This is a genomic window from Lactiplantibacillus nangangensis (assembly GCF_005405065.1).
Classification (GTDB): domain Bacteria; phylum Bacillota; class Bacilli; order Lactobacillales; family Lactobacillaceae; genus Lactiplantibacillus; species Lactiplantibacillus nangangensis.
On sequence record NZ_BJDI01000018.1, the window covers coordinates 24508 to 47060 of the forward strand.

The window sequence follows — 22553 nt, forward strand, 5'->3', positions numbered from 1 at the left end:
TGAGATGGATCAGTGGTTTTGAACTTTCAACCTTTCAATCAATTAAAAAAACAGTTTAACTCCCAAAGTAACCAATAATAGAAGCAACAATCAAAATGATCAGAACCACCGTGGTAATCCAAACATACAGGTGGTCCTTTTCAACGGCAAACGCATAGATGGAAACGGCCACCCGTAATGTTGGCGTTAAAATCAAGAGAAAGAGACCTAACATAATCACGGCAAATGGTCGTAAGGCTAGAACACCCGTGAAGATGCTCCGAAAACCGGTTGGCTGGACGCCATTAGGATAGCCCCCATTGCCTTTGATCAACATTAAAATAATGCCCAGCGCAATGACCGTCGCGGAAACAATGACCCCAATTCGTAAAATTTGGCCAATCATCAATTCCACTTGGTGCATTTCTTTGGCTTTTGACTCCTTTTCACTCATTAGATGGTCACCCCGAATCCTTTAGCAATCATTTGCAAGCCCAAATATAACATGACGGGTACAAAAATCATCCGAATCAAGCGCGGCTTCAAATGTTGCATGATTCGTGTCCCAACCAAGGCTCCCAGTAAGATTCCAATCGCCAATGGTGCCGCAATCCCAGCCTTAATTGACCCATTAAAGAAGTAAACCATCGCACTGGCCGCCGCAGTAACCCCCATCATTAAGTTTGATGTTGCCGATGACGGCTTCAAAGGCATGTGCATGATCGTATCCATCGCTAATACTTTGAAGGCCCCGCTCCCAATACCGAGCAGCCCACTTGCTAAGCCAGCGCCAAACATCATGATAAAGCCGCCGGGAACATTTTGAACTTGGTAATCGACTTGCTTTTTGAGCGCCTTGTCGTAATAAGTCCCATTTAAATTTAATTTAGTGGCTAAAGCATCCGCCTGTGCGTCTTGATCATCCTGACCCTTACCCATTAATTTTCGAATCATATTATAGGTGGTAAAGACCAACAACGCGCCGAATAAAAAGTAGAGGAACGTTGGATGCATTAGTCCCGTCAGAACAGCCCCAATGACGGCTCCAACAGTCGTCGCAATTTCCAAAAACATCGCGACCCGTAAATTTAACATTTCATCTTTTAAGTAGGCAATCGTCGATCCCGAACTCGTCGCGATGACGGCAATAATACTGGCTCCAATGGCATATTTGATGTCTAACCCCATCCCCAGCGTCAGAATCGGCGTGATGATCATGCCACCACCAATCCCTAAAATTGCCCCAAATACGCCGGCTAGTGCGCCAACGCCGAGCATCAATAATAATGAATAAATCACTTAACTCACCTTCACCTTTTAAATTTCACTTGTCAGTTTACCATTTAATAAGGGCGACGCCTAATTCTTACGATTATCTGCTCATATCGCTGCCATATCAGTTATTTGAGCAAACATTATAAATTTTAAGTATGAAAGGTTCAAAAACATTGTAATCGAATTCATCGCCGCAAAATCAGCTTTTATCAAATAACTGCCATTAAAAAATTAGATGAGGAGTTGTTTAAATTAGTCTAAAGCTCGGGCCTGTGGGAATTGATCCATAAAACCGGCGACTAGTGGTGTTGCTAATGACTCCGGCGTCGTTGCCAAAACTAATTGAGTCTCAAAACGCCGATCTGCCAGCGAACGAATCAAGACTTGCCCGGTATCATAAGTTTCCGCGATTGACCGTGGCACCAGCGCCACCCCAATTTGTAAGTCTGCCCAATGCATGGCCGTCCGCGCATCATCGCAAGTCATGACGTACTGTGGTTCAAAGTCCTGTTCCAAAAAGGCCACGTGAAATAATTCATTGAAACGCCGATACTTGATCAACGGTAACTCAGCCAGATCAGCCAACCGTAGCTGACGTCGCCGAGTAAACTGGGTGTAACGTTTTGGTAAGACCGCCACCATCCGTTCGGGGGCAAAGTAACGACAGACGAGGTGTTGCTGATTGAACGGCGTCCGCAAAATGGCAACATCTAATAAGCGTTTATGTAAGTCATCTAAAAGTTCAAAGGTATTGCCTTCACTTACTTCAAGTTGCACATCCTGATGGGCTTCTAGCCATGTCAACAAGTTCGAATTCGGCATCACGCCGCCAGACGACGACACCGTGCCCAAATTCAGCGTCCCCGTAATCCCACGTCCAAGTGCGCGAACTTTATTTTCAGCGGTTGCGGACAGTTGCGTCAGTTGCTGCGCATAACCAACTAACAGCTCCCCAGCTGCCGTCACCGTCACACCTTGGGGCAACCGTTTAAACAGACTCACACCGAGTTCAAGTTCTAACTGCTTGATTTGATAGCTCAATGGCGGTTGCGCAACATGTAGCCGTTTGGCGGCCGCCGTCATTTGACCCTCTTCGGCCACCGCTAAAAAGTAACGTAATTGTTTCAAATTCATCTCAGAAATCCCCCTATTTAATTCTAGTATACACGAGCGCGGCATCGGTTGGGTTTACAATTTACTTAAGCTGTGCCATCTCGACCGCTAGTGCGTTATACTAGAAATAATTAGATTATTTATGAAAGGAGTGGCTCCCGTGCACATTTTCGATCGTTTAAAAAGCATGCTGCAAGGGTTAAACAGTGCGCCAAGCTCTGAAACAGACGTCGCGCCGACACAAGCCACATCGGCCGAAACCCCGGCCCGCAACCAGGCCGAAGCGTTAATTTTAGTGCATCATATCGATGCGGCCGGCAATGAATTACAGGCACCTGACATGATTGCCGGTATCATTGGTGATGAAATCCATCTGCCAGACGTCAGTATCGCCGGCTATCATTTGGTAAAAATTGACGGACTGACGCGTTGGTTTACAGCGCCTCAAGCGCGCATTATCTTAACGTATGAGCGCCAGACCGGTCAACCAGTTTGGGCTTATGCCTACGATATTGACCAACGTCAACTGATTGGCTTACCAACCATGACCCGGGGTCCATTGGGAACAGCCTATGAAGTCACAGCGCCGACCGTGGCGGGCTTCAAGTTACTCCGTTCCGTCGGCGATTTAACGGGGGAATACACGACCACGTCAAAAACAGTCCTGTTCTTCTACCGCAACCAAAGCTGGCGCCAAACGGACCTCAGTACCGGTTTCGTGCAGATTCGCACAGTGACACGGGTCTTTCCTTATCCTGGTGCCACCACGACCAACTATCCAACTTCACTACAACCGGGCAGCGTTTATAAAACGTACATGCGGGTCCAATTAAATGACGACACCACTTGGGTCACAATTGGCGACAATCAATGGATTCCAGAATCACAAGTCCAATTGACAAATGGCAACCAACTCATCCCCAAGCTGCCACTCGGTTACCGCACCCGTAACAAGCATCAAGTACAGCAAACGGGACGAGTTAGTTTCGTGCCCGGCAAACAAGTCCACACCTATTTAGAACCATACGGACGCTATTTGACGACCGTGACGGATGGCGAACGCGTCACCTTAACGGAACGACTGGTCGACGACAATCGAGTCGTTTGGTACCGGCTACAAAATCGCGGCTACTTACCTGGCCGTTATCTCACTGATTTAGATCCGAGTGACTTTTTATTCTAATTGACTTTACGTTGTTTCAACACAAAATACGGAATCACCGTTTTTCAACTTGCGGTGATTCCGTATTTTTAGGTTATAACAGACTACGTTTGGTGCTAGTTGATTTAAATTGCCACTCTGGTTGGGCCAGAATCGGCTATTGAAAAATTAACGATTGATTATTTTTAATTCAGTTATTTAGCAACCAACCGGCAGACACCAATTTCAACTAGCACCAAGCATAACAGACTGAAAATTTCTAGACTGTCGTGAATCCGCGCGCCGTCATTCAGAACCGGTATAATATGATGGACGACGCCAATCAAAGTACGGTCTGACGTCTCAATTCTGAATGACTCTGCTAAGCCAATCATTCAGAACAGTTGACTAGCTGGAGGCTGTTGTTGATAGCATCGGCCGTGATGGTGGCGTTTGACCGGCGTTTTTCCGGTCTTACACCACGGACCGGCTGGGAGACTTGCGGTTTTTGCAAGGCTTCCGGGCGAGGGGCAAGACGTTTTTCAGGCTTGTCCCGGTCCCTCGGCCGCATGCTATCAGCAACAACCGGAAGCGGCAGTTAACCGTTCAACTTCATTAACTCGACCCCGCGATTGGTGAGCAAGTAGCCATTACTTGAATGGTGCATAAACACTAGTCCTTCAAATTCACGCTGGGCGCGATAGTTACTCTCGCCCACTTCACCGGTCGTCAAATGACCGAGTTTAGCTACCGGCACGGTCGTGATGCTATCATCCGAAATCAAATACAAGTCCTTAGTCACATCATCATAACTGATGGATTGGGCCATTAACCCCGGCCGTGACTTCAAACCTTGATCAATCAATTGAAACCTGACCGCTTTAGTGCTGATTTTGCCACGATACAATTTGACACCACCCAATGGTTGATCCGTCGCGGAATCAGCGCCATGCGTCCAAAAATAGGCGTTGCCTTGGTCGTCAAAGGTCAGCACATCACCCATGCCAGCCGTAGCAGATAGCTTAAAGTCAACCGCCGCATCTGGCCGCAGCGTCGTTGGATTCAACCGTTCGACCACATTAGGCTGTTGTTTACCGGAGGCTTGAACAAACCAGAGTTCATTCGTGACTGGATTTAAGCTCAACGATTGGGCATGTCCGGAATCGAATTTGGGTCCCAACGTCAGGCAAGCCAAAACTTGGCGGTCCTTAGCCGTCACATGATGACTGTCCGCCGCCAAAACGGCTTGGCGAATCATCGCCATATGACCAGCCTTCGCTGCACCTAGTTGCATCAAACGTTGCCAATCGTAGCGAACGACCCAACCACTCTGACTGGCCGTGGGCGATTCGGCGCCATCAACATACATGACATATAAATAGTGATTATCCTTTGAAAATGCCGCACTTTGCGGATCAGACAATGACAAGCCATGATACGTAACCGTCGGCAAATAAAAGGTCGTCCTAAAATTGTCATGTGCCAAATAACCTGCCGTTTGGGTTAACGTGTCCGGCGTGGTTTGCAGCACATTTTTCAAATAACCACGAGTTGGGCGATAAACCATTTTGCCTGTGGTATATCGGCCATTGCCCACTAACGGTAACCACTGCATCGGCTGACCACTTGTCGGCTGCAACGCATTACCTTTGACATGATACGTTGTCACACCATGCACCGTTTTACCTTTCGTTGTTGCACCATTCTGATATGGGCTCAACGCCGTCGCTAACACCCAACCATGTTGCCGAAGCTCGTCATATTGCTGCGACTTGCCAGCTAGTGTCACCGTTCGCGTCGCCACGACGGTTGGCGTCATCCCAGACGTTAAGTGACCGATGACCGTTGGTTGCACCCGCGACAATGACCCTTGTAACCGATAAATTGGCGTCGTGGCAGTCACTTGCTCAATCGTGGGCGTTTGAGGTTTTCTGACACTCATTTGGCCCCGAGTGCTCGCCACGACTTGTGAGACTGGTAGCCAGCCCGTAACCCCCGTTTTGGGATTTCTGACTTCAAAATACCGCGTCTTTTGACCATTTTGAGTCACTGTTGTTTGAGCCAACTTGATCCAGATGGTTGGGGTTGCCCCGTTTAACGTCGAAACTGGCGTTAATTTCAATTTTTTAGCGGAACCACTCAATGTCATCAACGTTGCTGCTCCCGTCGTTTCAACCGGTTTAAGGGTTGTCGACTGAATCGGGCCCCGTTGCGCGAGCGTGGGGGTGGTCGACGCCGCTTGGGCAGACAAGCCAACTACCCCCAACGTCACCGCTACACTACTCATCATTAACCACTGCCACCGCATGTTATCGTCCCCTCATTGTGCCTAAATATTAATTCAGGTTATATTTTAGTCACCCAAGCGTCATTTTTCAGCAAATTTTCAATTTTGGACGCTTTAATCCGGCACAAATAAAAAAAGCTTCGATCGGCAATTAACCAATCGAAGCTTTCATCATTTAATTTAGCCCAAGAACGCTGTCATAACACTACCCGCGACGATCAGGACCAGCCCGATAATCGTTAACCGCAATTCTCGCGACGATTTAGTTTCATGTAAGACTAACAAACCACCCAAAGTCGAAATGACAACACTGACCTGCGTGATCACGTAAGCCGTGGCGACCCCGTTGGCTTTTGCAGAAAAAATATACGCTAACGCCGATACCCCGAAAATCAGGCCGGCAAACGCGTTTAGCCAACTCGTCCGTTCCTTGAAGGCGCGACCTCGCCCACTAATCAGCGCGTATAACACGGCGGCCAAGAACATGCCCAGCATTTGTGGGAAGAAAATAGCCGTCCCAGAAGCTGAAACAGCTTTAGGGAGTGCACTATAGACCCAGTAACCAACCGTCGTTGGCACTAGAATGACCAAACCACTCATTAGGCCGTTACGCCCATCCGGACTATCGGTAACCGCAGTCAATGCGACGCCAATAATCATCAAAACGATTGCTGCAAAGCCCACGATTTTTGCGCCATCACCGGCCCATTCACCAAACATCAGCACCCCAATCACGGAGGTCCCGACTAATTGGAGGCCAGTTGAGATTGGCATGGTGGTACTAACACCCATGCGTGAATAAGACGTATATTGGCCGATTTGACCTAAGACCCAAAAAGCACCCGACAAGGCACTCAGCCAAAACGTGCCAGTGTCGACACTCGGCCGTACAGCGAGTTGCACGATTAACCCGACAATCAACGCCCCGACCCCCGTTCCTAAAGTTTGGTTGACGGGTTTACCACCTAATTTTGAAATTAATAACGGATTTAAGCCCCACCCTAACGCGGGAATGAGGGCAATCAAGATGTTCAAAGCGAAGCCTCCTAATTAAATAGACAATAATCGATTGTCAAAAAATCGCAATAGCACTAGTTTAACATATGTCAGTATCAAAGGTTAACTAAAGTTGAATGATAACCCCGGACGCTAGTTGGAATTTCAGGGCGATCAAACCCTTGGTAACCAGCAAAAATAATAATTGATTTATGCATAAATTAATTTATAATTATGGAGATAAATGAAACGTTTACAAGCGTTGCACTTAAATTTGATTACAGAGGTCAATCTAATGAAAAAGAATGTCAGACTATGGCGTACGACGCTTAGTCTATGGGGTGTTTTAGGGGGATTAATGCTATGCACACCGGTGATGGTCAAAGCGGCCACCACTAATGCCACGAGCACAGTTAACAGTAGTGCCAAGGTCACGCCTTCCGCCGCTAAATCCAGCGCTGTCGCTAATCAGTCGAAGGCGACTAGCAGCGTTGCTAAATCAAGCAACGTGACAACCAGAGCCAAGGTAACTAGTGCCACTGCCCGCTCAAGTCAAGTCAGTAGCCAAGCTAGTTCTAGCCGCAAGACAAGTTCATCATCGCAGGCAACTAGCTCCAGTGTAAAACCTAAACCAGTTTATACCACACGGACTACGACTAAATCGATGAAGGCACAAGCGTTCTTTACCATTAAAGACGGCTATACATATGCCATCTCGGGACCAACTAGTCACGTGACGATGAAGGACAATCATAAACTGAGCAATTACAATCAAACGACCTGGACGGCAACCGCTCAAACCGACGTCAAGTCACCGAATGGCCACGTCACCCGCTATTATTTAGTCAAGAATGCCCGCAATGGTGCGCAAGGCTGGGTCGCGACAGCTAACTTAAAAGCTGGCCGTAATTATCAAGTCTCCTCAATTCGGGGCTTAAAGACTCGCAACTACGTCTACGCCAAAGCTGACAAAGTTTACCAGTTAAGTGGCAAACCAGCCGCAATGAAATGGATTCATGGCAAATCACTGGCGAAGAATCAAACTTATAAAGCCACGAAACAACGGACGTATTATCGTCAAGGCAAAGCCTATATCTATTATTACGTCACGAGTACAAAAGGCGTCAAAGGCTGGGTCTGGCACAAACGCTTAAAACCCGGGACTTATTATGACGTTGCGAAAAAGCAGCGGGCCATCAAGAGCCAGCTTCAAAAATATCTCAACTCGGTTACCAAAGATGGGACTAGTGAAGTCGCGTTCTACAATTTGTCACCCGTCAAAGGCAGTAAGGCAGCCAAGGCCGCTCATCCGACGATCTATTCAGCCGGTAAACTGGCAGTCAATTCGCGTGGTAGTCATGTCACGACGTCAGCCAGCACTTATAAATTATACATTGCAGCCTACGTTTTACATTTAAAGCAACAACACAAATGGTCGTGGTCCAAAGCCAATACTAAAGGCATGCGCAATATGATCCTGATCAGCGATAACAATTATCCAGTCAGCATCCTGAATCGCTATGGCCGCAGCAACATTAATCATTGGCTCGCTTCACAAGGCTACTATGGTAACCCCTTCAGTCGCGTCCGTAACACTCGCACAACCGCCAATAGTCTAGTAAAAGTGCTCCGCGACTTGCAAGATGGTAAGCGTGCCTTTAGCAATAAGAGTGATCGTGGTAAGGTTTTGAGCCTAATGGGCAAGCAAGTTTATCGGCGCGGCATTCCAACTGGCGCTGCCCAAGCGATGCGAGGCACCAAAGTTCAAGATAAAGTTGGCTTCTTAAATGACAACAACGGCGATGCCGGCATTGTCACAATGCCAAATGGTCAACGTTATATCTTAGCTGTCTTAACTTGGGGCCATCACCAGTCTGGTTTCTCCGGTTACCCACGGATTGCTAAAATTACTAAGAACGTCCAAAAAATCGTCTATTGACGACTATTAGTCATTATTGAAGAAATCGCGCTGTATTACACCGCTGGTTAGCAAAGAAGGAACCTGGGATTTTGAGTCCTAGGTTCCTTTTGTTTAGCCTAAATGCTAGAGAATCTCATAAGATGGGTCAAACTAAAACACCGTCTCCCCCCACTCTGTTCACTAATTCGTTGCTTGAAAACTACCAAGTTCAACAAAATCGTCGCAGGTTGCCGCTGAGGGTCTCGGTCGTGATGTTGGCGTTAGATTGGCGGTTTTTGCCGATCTTACACCACGGACGGTCCGGGACAATTGCGGGTTATGCAACTGTTCCGGGCGAGGGGCAAGACGTTTCTCAGGCTTGGCCCGGTCCCACGACCGCAGACTCTCAGCGGCAACCGGAGACACCTCTCATACTAAAAAAAGCTCTGACTGGTAACTAAACCAATCAAAGCTTCTAAAATAACGATTATAATTTTGCGGTCAATTTCACATCAGGATACTTGTCAGCAAACCAACGTTCCGCGAACGCATTTTCGAATAAGAATAATGGTGCACCACTCCGGTCCTTGACGAGCAAGTTCCGTGAACTGGACATCTTTTCATCCAATTGTTCTGGGTCAATCCAGCGAGCCGTTTTGCTGCCCAATGGTTCCATCACAACTTCAGAGTTATATTCATTTTGCATCCGGAATTTGAAGACTTCAAATTGAAGTTGCCCAACAGCGCCTAAAATATAGTCACCAGTTGAATAAGACGTGTACAGTTGTACGGCCCCTTCTTGGACTAACTGATCGATTCCTTTGTGGAAGGACTTCTGTTTCATCACGTTCTTCGCCGTGACCCGCATGAAGAGTTCTGGCGTAAATTGTGGTAATTTTTCAAATTGAACCGCTTTTTTGCCAGCATAGATGGTGTCGCCAATTTGGAAGTTCCCGGTATCATAGAGCCCAACGATATCACCAGCAACCGCGGTTTCCACCGTTTCACGCGTATCGGCCATAAATTGCGTGGAGTTGTTCAACCGCATCTTTTTGCCAGTCCGTTGTAAGAAGACATCCATCCCACGGTCAAATTCACCGGAACAAATTCGTACAAAGGCAATCCGGTCACGATGATTAGGATTCATGTTCGCTTGAATTTTGAAGACAAAACCTGAAAATTCATCATCGGTGGGTTGCACGATGTCGCCAGCTCGCGTTTTATGCGCATTTGGTTTTGGCGCATATTGCAAATAGGTCTTCAAGAACGTTTCGACCCCAAAATTAGTCAACGCTGACCCAAAGAATACGGGTGTCATGTCACCAGCGGCAACTTTGGCTTCATCAAAGTCGTTTCCGGCTTCTTCAATTAGTTCCATTTCTTCAAGTACATCACGATAAATACTATCTTTCGTGAGCTCATTGCTAGAATCAAGCTTGCCGTCAGCGTCCAATGGTAAGAACGTTTCACCATGGGCCTCATTGTGATAAAGTTCGACACGGTGGTTGTAACGGTCGTATAACCCTTTGAGCCCTTTACCCATCCCAATTGGCCAGTTCATTGGATACGTTTCGATACCCAATACTTCTTCAACTTCATTTAACAAGTCGAGTGGTTCGCGGCCATCACGGTCTAACTTGTTCATGAATGTAAAAATCGGAATCCCCCGCATTTTACAAATTTGGAAGAGCTTCTTCGTTTGGGGTTCGATCCCTTTGGCCGAGTCAATGACCATGATTGCTGAATCGACCGCCATCAACGTCCGATAAGTATCTTCAGAGAAGTCCTCATGCCCAGGGGTATCCAAAATGTTGATCCGTTTGCCGTCATAATCAAATTGCATGACGGAACTTGTAACTGAGATGCCCCGCTTCTTTTCGATTTCCATCCAGTCAGACTTGGCAAAGTTGCCACTCTTGCGGGCTTTAACCGTCCCAGCTTGGCGAACAACGCCCCCAAACAGGAGCATTTGTTCAGTAATCGTGGTCTTCCCAGCATCGGGATGAGAAATAATCGCGAAGGTGCGCCGCGTATCGACCGCCGCCTGTAGTTCTGATTTAGTCATAAAAATTCCTTTCATTAAAAAACGTTATCTAGTTAGCTTCGTATTCACAGGCAAGATTCGCCTTAACCTTACACATTCTACTGATTTTTCCACAAAAAATCCAGTGCTACTCACACTGGATCCCCTTCAATCAGGCTAAGTTAATCTGGAACCCCGAGATCTTTTTTGATCTTCGACGTCGAAATGCCTTCCGTCCGTGGTAGATAAACCACTTCACAGTAGTCTTTGAGAAAATCAAACTTGCCCTGCCAGTCGTCGCCCATGACGAACACATCAATATCATTGTTAACCACGTCACTAATCTTCTGGTCCCAACTGCTTTCCGGTAGGACCTCGTCCACGTAGCGAATGGCTTCCAAAATATACTTGCGGTCTTCAAACGACGTATACGCATGTTTGCCTTTTTCGGCGTTAAATTCATCCGTTGAAACACAAACCGTCAAATGGTCGCCTAAAGCGCGCGCCCGTTTCAATAATCGAATGTGTCCCTTATGCAATAAATCAAACGTGCCATATGTGATGACTTTCTTCAAAATACCACCCCTTGGGACATCACTTGGATGTGCTTAATTATTAATATTATAGCATAGCTCCCATTACGATTTTGGTTTGGTTGTTTTAGTTGTCGTCGCTTGTGTCGCTTTAGCTGGCTGCGGTTGATACACCGTCGTCTGCTTCCGTAACTCCTGCTCATTACGCAATTCAATCATATTAAACACGTAAACGACAACTGTCCGAACGACCGCATAAAATGGAATGGCTAAAATCATGCCCAAAATACCGGCAATATTGCCAGCTGCTAACAATAAAATAATAATGGTTAACGGATGGATTTTTAAAGTCCGCCCGATAATATTCGGATAGATCAAATTCCCATCGACTTGTTGGACGATGACAACAATAATAATGACATAAACAACTTGCATTGGTGAGACCGTAAACGCCACGATCAACGCTGGCGCAATCCCAACATAGGGTCCCAAATACGGAATAATATTTGCCATCCCAGCAACGACCCCGAGCAGTAAGCCATAAGGTTGTGAAATCATCATATAGCCGATTGCCGTGAAAGTCCCCACGAAGAGACATTCAATCACTTGTCCACTAATGTAGCTCGAAATCGTGTCGCCCATTTTCTGAATCAAGCCGATCATTTCAGGGCGTTGCTTCCGTGGTAAGAAGCGGCTGATAGCTGGAATGAATTTGTCACTATCTTTCAACATGTAAAACAAGACCACTGGAATCGTGATCGCCATAATCGTGACACTCGTAACCGTTGAAATGACGGTCACAATACTGGTCGATAGTGAGGACAAGAACGTTTGCGCATACTTGCTGACTTGACCGTTCAGTTGCTTCATATAAGAACTCACGTCAACTTTTTGCAACATTGAACTATTGTTGATCATTTTAGTTGCGGCTTTTTGCATTTCAGTCGCCAAACTTGGCAAATTATAAATTAATTGCGTGACCTGTGAAACCAAGCGTGGGATAAATGAAACAGCCCCGTAAGCCAAAACACCGACTAATAATAGGAAAACAATCGTCACGGCCCACGTGCGTGAAATCCGAAACCTTTTATAGTGCACTCTCATAAGCAGCTTAACGAGTGGATTTAGCATATAAAATAGGAAACCCGAAATCAGGATTGGCATGAAGACCACGTTGAGAAAAGTCCCAATCGGTTGAAACAAAAAACCGAGCTTCGTGCAAACCCAGATCAATGCCGCGACAATCAAAATTTCGAGCGACCAAAACATTAACGATGATTCTTTCAGGCGTTTAAGCAAAGTCGGCCCTCCCTTTTTGGATAATTAAATTTAAATTGACTGATATTGGCTTAAGCATGGCACCTAAAAGGGCACATTGATTAAGCCGAACGCGTTTTAATTATAACCTATTTCCAATTTTACGGGTACTATCCTGAAGTTTGTGACGAAAACTATTTAAATTTGATGAGAATAATGGTAATTTAGTTAAGAAGAACGAAAAATCAAAGGAGTGTCTTAACTTATGTCACGAAAAATTGCTGTTATCGGCATGGGGCACGTTGGCTCAACGGTTGCCCATTACATCGTTGCGGGTGGTTTTGCGGACGATTTAGTCCTCATCGACCCTAAAACAGAAAAAGTAACCGCGGACGCCATCGATTTTGAAGATGCCATGCCAAACTTACCGACCCACACCAATATCATCGTCAACGACTATCAAGCGTTGAAGGATACGGATGTCATTATTTCAGCCTTAGGCAACATCAAGTTGCAAGATAACCCTAATAATGATCGCTTCGCTGAATTACCATTTACTAGCGCTCAGGTTAAAGACGTCGCCGGTAAAATCAAGGCGAGTGGCTTCAACGGCATCATCGTTGCCATCACGAACCCGGTAGATGTCATTACCTCAATCTATCAAGCCGTCACCGGACTACCTAAGAATCATGTGATTGGGACTGGGACGTTGTTGGACTCCGCACGAATGAAACGTGCTGTTGCCAAAGAACTGCACCTCGACTCGCGTTCGGTCACCGGTTACAACTTGGGTGAACATGGGAACTCCCAATTCACCGCATGGTCAACCGTTCGCGTATTGGGTCAACCAATCACTAAAATTGCCGCTGAGCGCGGTTTGGACTTAGTCGCACTCGACAAGGCTGCCCGCCAAGGTGGGTTTGCCATTTTCCATGGTAAGAAATACACGAGTTACGGCGTCGCAACCGCAGCTGTCCGTTTGGCCAATGTGGTGTTGAATGACGCCTTGACTGAACTCCCTGTTTCTAATTACCGTGAAGAATACGGCGTCTACCTCTCCTATCCCGCAGTCGTCGGTCGCGACGGAATCGTCGAACAAGTTCAACTCGACTTAACCGAAGAAGAACTCAAAAAGTTACAAATTTCCGCTGATTACATCAAAACTAAGTTTGCCGAAAGCCAAGCAAACTAACAAACAGCATTTTAAACTAAAAGAACTGTTCAGAAGTAGCGACACTTTCTGAACAGTTCTTTTTGTGATTTTATGATTAAAACGTGGCACAACAGACAACTTACCCCGCCTACTGTGCCGGACTGAACTTTTTATTAACTAAATTCCATATCGTGATTGTTTTGCTTGGCTAAGGTCGCAACGATCTGTAGCCAATCTTTCATGCTGACCATGACCGCTGAATCTTGGGTATTGGGATTTTCCACCTCAATGGATTCGTGACCTTGGTTTACGATCGTTAATAGCTGGTTAATATTTTTCTTAGCCAGTGCAGTGGTGACTTTTTTCATATTCGCCATCTCCCAACTTGTTGAATGATTGAAGATATTGTGCCCCAAACGTGCGGACACGTCAAGCATTTTCGCAAGCTTTTTGACGACTCGGAAATAACTTGAATCTTGGTGAACAGTTTACACTAACCATTCCTCAGTTGCACCTAATTCGTTCGCAATTAACTGAAAATTAACCTTGATGGCGTTCAAACATTGTTTTTAGGACATTTCGAATAATCTTAAGCTGTTCAGCGGATACTGGTTGACCATGATATTCAAAGCGATTTTTTCGATTCTCAATCACCTTTTTTAAATCAACCGCCGTGGTCGTGGGAGTTTCAGCCGTCTTGCCTTCTTTACCAACTAACTTGGCATACGTCGTTCCCAAGACTTGAGCGACCTCGTTCAGGGTTCCTTTAGACGGGGTATGCTTCTTCCAACTATAAATAGCGCTGGCGCTCAACCCGGCTAACGTGGCAACTTCAGCTAAGGTCAACCCATTTTTCTTGGCAAATTTACGGATGTTTTTCAATAATTCGCCATTATCTAACTTCATAAACGCCATACACGGCACCTCTTCGCTTTTAGGTTACGTTATGAAATATACCGAGATTTTTGCTAAAAAGCAAGCCGTAATTCGTTTTATTCTTGAATAACACCTGCTCGCAAAAGGCATCCGTTACAACTGCAATCCAAGCCCCCATGATTTAATCAAATGGCAACGCCCCTGAAACGTTTTTGCAATCTAAGACTCCTATGCTATGGGTATAAAATTACAGGTCTCATAGTGAAAGGATTGGTCCAAATGAAACGCTTTGCCGCTATCATCGTTATGTTGTTTGCTAGTCTCACTTTGTTCTTCGCAACACCTCAACCTGTGGCAGCGAAAGCAACCAATCGGATTTTAACCACGACTGGCTTCGCGCGGACCGCCTTTGTCATGAAACGCACAAACGGAACCGTTGTTCAATTTCGCGGACCCGCTCAAAACTTCCAATTTAAAACAATTCACTTACTCCGAAACTATGGTCAAACAACTTGGTTCGCCACGCAAAAACGGCGTCTACGTTTGAAGACCGGTCAGCAACAGACTTATTATTACGTCACTAACAGTCAGCGGACGGCCGCTGGTTGGGTCTGGGATAATAATTTGAAACGTTCAACTCATTCTTTTACGAACTTAATGACCGTGGCTAAGACCAAAGTTGGTGACCGTTACCGCTGGGGCGCGGTTGGACCGAATCGCTTCGATTGTTCCGGCTATACCCAGTACGTTTTCAAACATGGGGCTAGTAAAAATCTGCCTCGGCTGGCACAAGCACAATATAGTCACTATCGAAAAGTCGGCCGTTATCAAGCCAAACAAGGCGACTTGATTTTCTTTGGTAACAGTACCCGGTCAATCACGCACGTTGGCATCTACACCGGCCACAATCAAATGATCAACGCCCAAGACAGCGGCGTTAAATATTCAAAGGTCTACGTTCCATGGTGGCACGTCGTTGGTTACTCACAACCCGTCAACTTCAGTTCTTAACCTACCACCATCTAAAAAAGGCGAGTCTGGAAATTTATGCCAGACTCGTCTTTCATTTAGTTTAATCGTCTACGAGCAGCCACCAAAATTTCTGGCGCTAACCCTAAACGTTCGGCCAACCAAATCGCTTCACTAGCGCCGACTTGATTGAGTAACAACTGGTAAGTTGGTTCCAACGTCTGCCGATCAAAGGCCATTGTCGCCGTCATAAAAGTTGGGCAACTGACGGCATAACTTTTAATCGCGCTAAAATGCGTGGTCGCAACGATGGTCGCCTGTTGTGCGCGCAGGTACTCAATAATCGCGATACTCAAGGCAGAACCCTCTTCTGGATCAGTCCCACTCCCAATTTCATCTAACAAAATCAGCGCGTTTGGTTGAATCGCATCGGTCATCGTAACCAAGGTCGTCATTTCAGCCGCAAAGGTACTCAACTGCGCCGCTAAGCTTTGATTATCACCAATGTCGAGCCAGACTTGCGCAAACACGGGAATCTCCGTGCCAGCCGCAGCCGGAACTTCCAATCCGACTTGCACCATTAACACAAACAGCGCAATCGTTTTGAGGACGACCGTTTTACCACCAGAGTTAGCCCCAGTGATCATTAGACCTTGATGCGAAGCAAGCTCGACGTCTAACGGCACCGCTTTTTGACCAAGTAACGGATGGCGGCCATGCCGAATATTCAAGTGTTGATTTGTATTCAACTTAGGCTGACAGCTATCGGTCTGTAATGCATACTCTCCACGGGCTATAATCTGGTCTAACTGACTCATCAACTGTTGATTTTGTAACAGTTGGGGCCACCGCTGTTGAACGTCGCCTGTCAGTGTGGCTAAGATTTGATAAACTTCAGCGCTTTCTTCCGCAATCAAACCGGCAAGCACTTGACCACGTTGACTCGCCATCTTAGGCTCAAAGAAGACCGTCGACCCGGTTCCGGATTGATCAATGATTTGACCGGGAAAACGGGTCTTATAACTCGATTTCAACTGAATACAAACGTGATCATTTCGCGTAATCAACCGACGACTTTGAACCGCTTGCGGATGTTTTTGAATGAATTGGGTCAGTGCCGCCTGAACTTGTTGGCGTTGCTGGCTAATTTTTTGCCGAACGCGTGCTAATTCAGGCGTAGCTTGGTCGGCGACTTGATCATGCGTAATCTCCGCCGTCAAACGTTGCTGCAATCCACTTAAACCTGTGACTGGTGACATTAACGCCACCAAGTTTGGCGCAATTGCCGCATGTTGTCGTAACGTGGTCATCAAACGCTGGCCACTTGTCAAGAAGGCCCCAATTAGGCCAAGTTGTGCCGCATTCAGTAATAATCCTTGATCGAGTTTCGTTTGAATCGCAGTCAATTGATCCAGATTAAAAAACGTCAACATGACGGAATTTAGCAGTAGCTGATGCGCTTCATTGGTCAAGTTCAGTTGTGCTTGAACCGCCGCTAAATCGGTCATAATTGGACTTGCTTTAAGCTGATCTGCGGCCACCGCACTGTGCGTATAAGTCGCAACCGTCATCAAGACTTGATCAAGCTGTGTTAATTGTTTAATATTTTTCTGCATAATTTCTCCTTGCAATGTACAGCAACGGAGAATCGTTCTATATTAGTGCCTATTCCATCCGTAGTGCTGTACTTAAGATTGACACATTGCTGTGCCGGACATAGTGACTTGCTTCAGCGCACTCATTAAATTCGCTCCTTATTTTTTCTCGGGGTTAACTGTAACACAACGACAAACAGTTCGTAAACTTTGGCCTTCCTTGTGAGTACAGTGTGGATTTGAAATTGTGCACTATTGCCGCCTACCGGTCGGGGTGTTTAGGGCTGGAACGCTGTGAATCGGTTTCGAGCCAAAGGACGGTCTCGAAAGCCGATTTTTGACTAACCGCGGAAAATTCCCGCGCTAAGTCAAATCCCACGGCTGAACCCTAAACATCCCGACCTCTCGGCTAAATTCAGTAGAATCAATTAGATAACAGTGATGACTCTTGATTGATGCAACTAGCAATCTACGTCGCTCAGACTCATTACGACAATTTTCCGGATGAGATTAGTATTTGAGACTAACAATCAAGACTATTCGAATAGCTGAGACCAACGCAATAAATACCACTTATCCACCACTATTTTTGATGGCCATTACCACTTCATGATGGACATGAATACATCTTGAACAGCTGCTTGGGCCAAGAATATTACCCATTTTTCTGCTTTCACTGATTGACATTTTCACTGCACTAAAATAAACAATCCTATCATGAATCTAATCATACTGGTGTTAGATATGCCCAAAATAGATTCATACCAATTATCGTGCAAAACAGTTGATTAGCTGTAGGCTGTTGCTGATGACATTGGCCGTGTGGGTGGCGTTTGACCGGCGTATTTCCGGTCTTACACCACGGACTGACCGGGAGATTTGCGGTTTTGGCAAAGCTTCCGGGCGAGGGGCAAGACGGGCCTCAGGCTTGACCCGGTCCCTCGGCCGCATGCCATCAGCAACAACCGGAAGCGGTATTAATCCACTAACCTTCATTTTATGATTACTAAAACAGCCAGTCCAGCCGGAGCGGCAACCTGCAACTATTCCGATTTCATTCAACAAGCAGTGCAAAAAAAAGACACCCAGGCGGATGTCTTTTTTGCTAAATTACGCTACTGGCTCGCCGCCAGCAGAGCTATTGCCGACGTGATAATTCTTGATAACGGCTATACCAGATATCAATGTATTCTTGTGAAAATGGGCCTTTCTTGTGCTTGATCCAATCAACTAAGACTTTCACATTGGCTTTTAAAATGCGATCGGTCTCGGTCGGATACTGCCATTTGGCGCCATGTTCCTCATACTCATCAACATCTAATAACCGACGTTCACCATCGGGGAAGACTTTGACGTCTAAATCGTAATCGATGTACTTCAAAGCCTCTTTATCTAAAACGGCTGGTGACGCTAAGTTACAATAATATGAAACACCGTTATCGCGAATCATCGCCACGATATTAAACCAATAATGCTTATGAAAATAAACGATTGCCGGTTCGCGAGTCACCCATCGCCGGCCATCATCTTCGGTGACGAGCGTGTGATCGTTGCAACCAATTAGGACATTTTCGCTTGTTTTGAGTACCATTGTATCGCGCCAAGTTCGATGTAAACTCCCGTCGTGCTTATAGCTTTTGATCGTAATGAAGTCGCCTTCCTTAGGTCCTTTAGCTTCGCGCGTCATGTTTAGCCCAACTTTCCAAAACATAGGGTGAAAATTTCATCGAATTTCATTAAACATTATAACAGATTTTAATGCGACGCGCGTACCTATTTATAGCATTTCACTCATCTGCAACTTGTTCATCAATAAACCGATTAATATCATCCATTAGGAAGCCCTTTTGGTAGAGATTGCGTTTTGTGCGTTGGCAGCGTTCCGAAAAGGCGTAGGCGTGATTACGCCGCCACAGTTTTTCCCCTTGACGCACCAACGCCTCCCATTGTTCATCTACATCTGGTTCTAAATCGAGGGCCTTAATTGCCGCTGTCACGATTTCATTATCAAACCCTTTAGTCATCAAGCCTTGGCGAACTTTTTGTTGCATCGTTCTGAACGCTTGGTTGTGATAGCGTTTGACCAGTTTCTTGGCCGCATCCGTCGCGTTTTCCAACCGGTCATCCGCTGTAAATTGACCAGCTAGTGCATCATCAATCAATTGTTCACCGACGCCTTTTTGGCGAAGCTTTTGACGAATCACGCGCGGGCCCTTGTCAGACGTTCGTTTGGCCGTCCGTACATAAGCCGCCGCGTATTCTTCATCACTTAATAGATGTAACTCGCGCAAATGTTGCATCGTTTGCGTAATAACTTCTTCGTCGATTTCTTCGTCACGTAATTTATCATGGACTTCTTTTTCCGTCCGCAATTGATGAGACAGATAGTCTAAAGCACGTGAATAGGCCTTGGACACATCATCGGCTGCAATCATTTCGGCAGCTAACGACTCATCGACCTCCATGCCTTTAAAGACGCGAAACTTGATCATGACCGCTTCACTAATTGGAAATGCATACTTATCATCTAAATAAACGTTATACCGGCCAGAGCGTTTCTGGGCCATAATTTTCGTAATCTTTTTTGTCATCGTCTCAGCCCCTATTAAATCTAATTTAACAAAAAAGCTTAGAATTTGCCAAAGTATTTATCCGTCGTCCGTTCAATTTCACGTTGAGTCACCACATAATCATGACTCTCCAACGTGAACTGGGCAAAACCACACAACATTTTCCAATCACACCGCTGGGCTAATGGCACCAAACTAAATTGTTGTTGAGCGATTAAAGTGCTAATCATGGCCAATTGTAACCGTTGACTATCATTTAATTGACGTTGCAGCCGTTTGAAACTGATGGGAACGATCAAATGAACCAAGTCCAAATAGTTTAATTCCGTGCGTTTAGGGCCAATCCGAGTTAAATCAGTCAGCTGGACTGAACTTAGCCAACTGGTTGACTTTTGCGTGACTGCCGATAATGGAATCAGACAAACGTTGCCGTTAATAAATGGGAGCTTCTGACAAGTGATCTGATTCATCAACGCCACTTGCTCAATATACTGATGCTGCCAATACGGTGCTTGCCAACTCATGGCACGCATCAATTCACGCGTCGTCTGGGTTGTTTTCAAAATACCGCGTTGTAAGTCAAAAATCACCGCATTCTCAAGGCAATTTTCACGACTAATGTCAAGTAAGTAAAAAGTGTTATGAAAGCTAAGTTTCACACTCGCTACTGGCTGGGCCCACCGTAAAATACGGCATTGGTTGGTTAGATCGAACGTGTTTGGGAGCTTAGACCAGATGTAATCATTAAAACTGGGGTGGGGCTGGTTACTATTTTTCATAGAACAGTTCCTCCAGAATGCCGACAACGCGGCAGTTACACAAGTTTGTGTACTCAGTTAATGGTTAGGTAACGGAATAACCAATCAAGTTAACCACAGCTTACCAGCCGCGTACGTGAAATGCTAGTCACTTTGTTCAAAAGTCGGTCAATTCTTAATAGAATGCCATAATTAGCTGCATCTTATACAAATTTGGCGAGTTTTCGCCCACTCGGCTAATCACACGATAACGGTTAAGCTAGGGTCAACCTTGGCCAAGGCAACCTAACGATTTGAGGATATGACCATGCGAACTGATCGACTTGAAAACCAAGCAGCTTTTGACTTACTGGCTGAACCAGCCCACCAACGCCTATTATATGGTGCACTCAAAGCCGCCAATGTCACAAAAGGCCATCCGCAATTTGAAGATTGCGTGACCACTGCCCACCTGACTTGGCTCGCGGCCTATCAAAATTACGAACCAGACTTGCCAGAAAATCTGGCGGACTTTCGAAAATTTGCCTTTCGCCGCATCAAATGGCGTACCCTCGACTATTTGCGCAAACAAACGCTACGGTCGCAGTCACAAGTCCCGATGACCCACGCTGCCGAAATCAGTATCACCCCGATGATCAGTCGTGAACGGCAATGGCAACTCACCGATTTACTGACGAGTTTGTTGGATCAATGTCGGCCCGGTGAACGGATCTACTTAACAGAATTCTTCTTAGACGAGCAAACGGTCGCCGAGATCATGGCTAATCATGGTGTCAGTCGTCGAACCGTCTATAACTGGCGGGCGAGTTTGCTGAAAAAGGCGCAGGCGCTCTATGAAGCTGAACAATAATTGCACTTTTTTGCCAGGCTAACCGTTGGTATCTTGTAAGCTTACAAAAAAACTCAAGGAGGTTCCAGCATGCAAACTTGGCAAACAAGTACCCTTTCCGTAACTGTCGCAACCGATGACCCACACGCCGCTAAACGGACGTTCAACAATATCGTCGCGGATGTCAACGACACCCAGATCACCGCTCTTGGCGCAGTCGTCGGCCAATTGGCAAACGCCCCATTTACCACGGCTGTCCTGAAAACGACCACTAATTTCATCATCTAATGAGTTGGAATGGCACGCTGACGAAATTCTAGTCAGCGTGCCATTTTTTAACTCAATTGCACTATTTGGCACCCCTAGCCGTCTGTATTAATGTAAGCTGGCCAGCCTACTAAAAACTCTAGGAGGATTCACATGAACAAAACTTGGATGAAATCAACGTTGGCAGTCGAAATGCTGGACGGCGAAAACGTCGTTCGCAAACAGGCCTTCAACGCCATCGCACCCGAAGCTACGAATGAACAACTCACGAGTTTTGGCAAAACGCTTGAAACCTTAACTGGTCAATCGTTCCGAAACGCCAAAATTGCCAACTTCTATCAATACGTCGCACCTGTTGCCTAACTTAGGAGGACTTAATCGATGAAAACTTTAGATATGAGCTTTAAAACTAGCACGGCCAAAATCCATCACTTGAAATTGCACTATGCCAGTGATGGTCTGACCAAGGAAGTGGTCGCAAAAGCCATGGCTGACTTAGCTGCAACCCAGTTATTCACCAAGGACGGTGTCAACTTAGTCGCAGAACCCGTCGCCGCCAAGTATGTGGAAACGGTCGAAACACCCATTATCGACGCACCCAAAGCTTAGTTAGCTGAGCTTGCTGTTACGAAAGCCCCCGTGATCGACAACCTTGATTGGTTGCTGATTGCGGGGGCTTTTTAGTAATTACACAGTATATTTCAAATATCACAAGCCAAGCGGGTCGCTTTGGACGTCTGCCGCTCAACATTATAGATTTCGACAATGATACTATTGCCAACTGGATGCCAATCGATGGCTTTGACCAGCTCACGCATGAACAAACGGGTAATCTGCGTTTTGATTGAAATACCGCTCCGATCCACGTCATCATAAAAGATGACCCGCTGATCAAGCTTATCCACCTTGAAGTAATAATAGGCGTAATGCTCGGTCCCTCGCTTCAGAATCAAGTGGTAAGAAGAATTATAATCGGCTGGAAAAACTGTGAGACCATCGTCGTTCATGTCATTAACATCCTTTTTAAACTAG

Annotated in this window: 23 protein-coding genes; 8 read left to right on the forward strand and 15 right to left on the reverse strand. The window is 46.1% G+C overall.

The annotated features are described in order from the left end of the window. Window positions 1-55: 55 nt before the first annotated feature. The 3 genes from FFM70_RS12585 to FFM70_RS12595 form a co-directional block, all read right to left on the reverse strand. Window positions 56-433, reverse strand: a complete 378-nt coding sequence (locus FFM70_RS12585; RefSeq protein WP_137617196.1) for a DUF1634 domain-containing protein — start codon at window positions 431-433, stop codon at window positions 56-58. Continuing rightward, window positions 433-1278, reverse strand: a complete 846-nt coding sequence (locus FFM70_RS12590) for a sulfite exporter TauE/SafE family protein (protein ID WP_137617197.1) — start codon at window positions 1276-1278, stop codon at window positions 433-435. The genes FFM70_RS12585 and FFM70_RS12590 overlap by 1 nt, the downstream gene beginning before the upstream one ends. 228 nt (window positions 1279-1506) lie before the next feature. Continuing rightward, the gene (locus FFM70_RS12595; protein ID WP_137617198.1) at window positions 1507-2388 is read right to left on the reverse strand and encodes a LysR family transcriptional regulator; all 882 of its coding nucleotides are present in this window, start codon (window positions 2386-2388) and stop codon (window positions 1507-1509) included. Between the two features lie 139 nt (window positions 2389-2527). Between FFM70_RS12595 and FFM70_RS12600 the strand changes: the two genes are divergently transcribed. Beyond that, window positions 2528-3550: a MucBP domain-containing protein gene (locus tag FFM70_RS12600; protein ID WP_137617199.1), complete on the forward strand. Its 1023-nt coding sequence runs from the start codon at window positions 2528-2530 to the stop codon at window positions 3548-3550. A 556-nt stretch (window positions 3551-4106) separates the two neighbouring features. On the opposite strand, the gene FFM70_RS12605 is transcribed toward FFM70_RS12600, so the two are convergent. Then, window positions 4107-5816 carry a hypothetical protein gene (locus FFM70_RS12605; RefSeq protein WP_137617200.1) on the reverse strand — a complete coding sequence of 570 codons (1710 nt, stop codon included), beginning with the start codon at window positions 5814-5816 and terminating at the stop codon, window positions 4107-4109. A 159-nt stretch (window positions 5817-5975) separates the two neighbouring features. Then, the gene (locus FFM70_RS12610) at window positions 5976-6830 is read right to left on the reverse strand and encodes a GRP family sugar transporter (RefSeq protein WP_137617201.1); all 855 of its coding nucleotides are present in this window, start codon (window positions 6828-6830) and stop codon (window positions 5976-5978) included. Between the two features lie 256 nt (window positions 6831-7086). Between FFM70_RS12610 and FFM70_RS12615 the strand changes: the two genes are divergently transcribed. Then, window positions 7087-8730, forward strand: coding sequence for a serine hydrolase (locus tag FFM70_RS12615; protein ID WP_171002376.1), 1644 nt, complete (start codon window positions 7087-7089; stop codon window positions 8728-8730). Window positions 8731-9178: 448 nt separating this feature from the next. On the opposite strand, the gene FFM70_RS12620 is transcribed toward FFM70_RS12615, so the two are convergent. From FFM70_RS12620 to FFM70_RS12630, 3 genes are all read right to left on the reverse strand, one after another. Next, window positions 9179-10756, reverse strand: coding sequence for a peptide chain release factor 3 (locus FFM70_RS12620; RefSeq protein WP_137617203.1), 1578 nt, complete (start codon window positions 10754-10756; stop codon window positions 9179-9181). Between the two features lie 140 nt (window positions 10757-10896). After that, on the reverse strand, window positions 10897-11289 hold the full coding sequence (gene tagD, locus FFM70_RS12625) for a glycerol-3-phosphate cytidylyltransferase (protein WP_137617204.1): 393 nt from the start codon (window positions 11287-11289) through the stop codon (window positions 10897-10899). 63 nt (window positions 11290-11352) lie between these two features. Further along, the gene (locus FFM70_RS12630) at window positions 11353-12546 is read right to left on the reverse strand and encodes an AI-2E family transporter (protein WP_137617205.1); all 1194 of its coding nucleotides are present in this window, start codon (window positions 12544-12546) and stop codon (window positions 11353-11355) included. Between the two features lie 223 nt (window positions 12547-12769). On the opposite strand from FFM70_RS12630, the gene FFM70_RS12635 reads away from it, so the two are divergent. Next, window positions 12770-13696 (forward strand): L-lactate dehydrogenase, encoded by a 927-nt coding sequence (locus FFM70_RS12635; protein ID WP_137617206.1) that lies wholly within the window; start codon window positions 12770-12772, stop codon window positions 13694-13696. A gap of 134 nt (window positions 13697-13830) precedes the next feature. On the opposite strand, the gene FFM70_RS12640 is transcribed toward FFM70_RS12635, so the two are convergent. Next, window positions 13831-14025, reverse strand: a complete 195-nt coding sequence (locus tag FFM70_RS12640; RefSeq protein WP_137608195.1) for a type II toxin-antitoxin system Phd/YefM family antitoxin — start codon at window positions 14023-14025, stop codon at window positions 13831-13833. A 172-nt stretch (window positions 14026-14197) separates the two neighbouring features. Further along, window positions 14198-14572, reverse strand: a complete 375-nt coding sequence (locus FFM70_RS12645; protein ID WP_137617207.1) for a helix-turn-helix domain-containing protein — start codon at window positions 14570-14572, stop codon at window positions 14198-14200. 240 nt (window positions 14573-14812) lie between these two features. On the opposite strand from FFM70_RS12645, the gene FFM70_RS12650 reads away from it, so the two are divergent. After that, window positions 14813-15544, forward strand: coding sequence for a C40 family peptidase (locus tag FFM70_RS12650; RefSeq protein ID WP_171002377.1), 732 nt, complete (start codon window positions 14813-14815; stop codon window positions 15542-15544). 56 nt (window positions 15545-15600) lie between these two features. Here FFM70_RS12650 and FFM70_RS12655 read toward each other — a convergent pair whose 3' ends face one another. The 4 genes from FFM70_RS12655 to FFM70_RS12670 form a co-directional block, all read right to left on the reverse strand. Continuing rightward, a complete protein-coding gene (locus tag FFM70_RS12655; protein WP_137617209.1) occupies window positions 15601-17118 on the reverse strand; it encodes an endonuclease MutS2 in 1518 nt (505 codons plus the stop codon). Window positions 17119-18235: 1117 nt separating this feature from the next. Then, complete coding sequence (ntdP, locus tag FFM70_RS12660; protein ID WP_137608226.1) at window positions 18236-18784, reverse strand: nucleoside tri-diphosphate phosphatase; 549 nt, start codon at window positions 18782-18784, stop codon at window positions 18236-18238. A gap of 100 nt (window positions 18785-18884) precedes the next feature. Continuing rightward, complete coding sequence (gene recX / locus FFM70_RS12665) at window positions 18885-19688, reverse strand: recombination regulator RecX (protein ID WP_137617210.1); 804 nt, start codon at window positions 19686-19688, stop codon at window positions 18885-18887. A gap of 38 nt (window positions 19689-19726) precedes the next feature. Continuing rightward, window positions 19727-20446 (reverse strand): hypothetical protein, encoded by a 720-nt coding sequence (locus FFM70_RS12670; RefSeq protein WP_137617211.1) that lies wholly within the window; start codon window positions 20444-20446, stop codon window positions 19727-19729. Between the two features lie 286 nt (window positions 20447-20732). Between FFM70_RS12670 and FFM70_RS12675 the strand changes: the two genes are divergently transcribed. The 4 genes from FFM70_RS12675 to FFM70_RS12690 all read left to right on the forward strand — a co-directional run bounded on the left by FFM70_RS12675 (window position 20733) and on the right by FFM70_RS12690 (window position 22130). Further along, the gene (locus FFM70_RS12675; protein ID WP_137617212.1) at window positions 20733-21275 is read left to right on the forward strand and encodes a sigma-70 family RNA polymerase sigma factor; all 543 of its coding nucleotides are present in this window, start codon (window positions 20733-20735) and stop codon (window positions 21273-21275) included. 69 nt (window positions 21276-21344) lie between these two features. Next, window positions 21345-21542, forward strand: coding sequence for a DUF1659 domain-containing protein (locus FFM70_RS12680; RefSeq protein ID WP_137617213.1), 198 nt, complete (start codon window positions 21345-21347; stop codon window positions 21540-21542). A gap of 132 nt (window positions 21543-21674) precedes the next feature. Then, window positions 21675-21884, forward strand: coding sequence for a DUF1659 domain-containing protein (locus tag FFM70_RS12685; RefSeq protein WP_137617214.1), 210 nt, complete (start codon window positions 21675-21677; stop codon window positions 21882-21884). An 18-nt stretch (window positions 21885-21902) separates the two neighbouring features. Then, a complete protein-coding gene (locus FFM70_RS12690) occupies window positions 21903-22130 on the forward strand; it encodes a DUF2922 domain-containing protein (protein WP_137617215.1) in 228 nt (75 codons plus the stop codon). A 92-nt stretch (window positions 22131-22222) separates the two neighbouring features. On the opposite strand, the gene FFM70_RS12695 is transcribed toward FFM70_RS12690, so the two are convergent. Next, window positions 22223-22528, reverse strand: coding sequence for a hypothetical protein (locus FFM70_RS12695; RefSeq protein ID WP_137617216.1), 306 nt, complete (start codon window positions 22526-22528; stop codon window positions 22223-22225). Between the last annotated feature and the right edge of the window lie 25 nt (window positions 22529-22553).